General features: G+C 41.0%; 1 protein-coding gene. It reads right to left on the bottom strand.

Features of this window, described 5'->3' with window-relative positions:
* Nucleotides 1-12 precede the first annotated feature (12 nt).
* A protein-coding gene (locus ACU0NF_RS11855) for an IS5 family transposase (RefSeq protein WP_445661241.1) occupies nt 13-764 on the bottom strand; the annotation gives its coding sequence in 2 pieces (ribosomal slippage) (nt 13-551 and nt 551-764; 753 coding nt in all).
* Nucleotides 765-858 lie beyond the last annotated feature (94 nt).

Here is an 858-nt window from a genome sequence, read left to right as displayed (position 1 = left end):
TAGGGCGTGTCCTCATTTTGCTTTGCACCAAATAAACAAACAAGCCAAGAACAACATGGACTTATAATTACGAGCCAACTTTTCAAAACGAGTGGCAATACCACGAAAATGCTTTAATCGGGCAAAGGCATTTTCAACAAGATGCCTTAGACGATAGAGGTAGTGATCAAAGTCTATATTTGGTTTTTTGCTGTTTGATTTTCTTGGAATAATAGGAGTCATCCTATGATTACGAGCGACTTCACGAATATGCTCTGAATCATAACCTTTATCTGCAATTAAATAGTCGGCTTCACCTACCAACTCAATCAAGTCACTTGCAACTTGACTGTCGTGGACTTCACCCCCAGTGATTTCAAAATCAATCGGATGTCCATGCGCATCGACGGCAAGGTGAATCTTTGTAGTCGCTCCGCCTCTTGATCTTCCAATTGCTCTATCTTCACCACGCCGAGCTCCACTTGCATGCTGATGCGCGCGAATGTAGCTTCCGTCAATGAAGACCCATTCTTTATCCAAGATGCCTCGTAGTTTAAAAAAAAATTCTCCCATAGCCCTTTACTCGCCCAACGATTGAAACGGTTGTAGGCTGTTTGCCATGGACAAAGATCCTCAGGAATATCACGCCAAGGCGCACCTGTTCGAAGTTTCCACAAAATGGCTTCCATGATATTTTTGCTATTACGTGAGCGGTAGCAGCCATAAAATTGCATGGTATTTTGGATTTGCACCCAAATTTCATCAGTAATGACTCTGCGTGACATGTTGGAAAATTTAATTTTAGAAGGGAGATATAAGATATTTTAATTGAATAGATGAGAAGAATGAAATATGTACATCAAATGAGGACACACCCTA

Source organism: Acinetobacter sp. F16 (assembly GCF_052712855.1).
The sequence above is the reverse complement of the archived record's forward strand: the minus strand, read 5'-3'. Positions and strand labels throughout refer to the sequence as shown.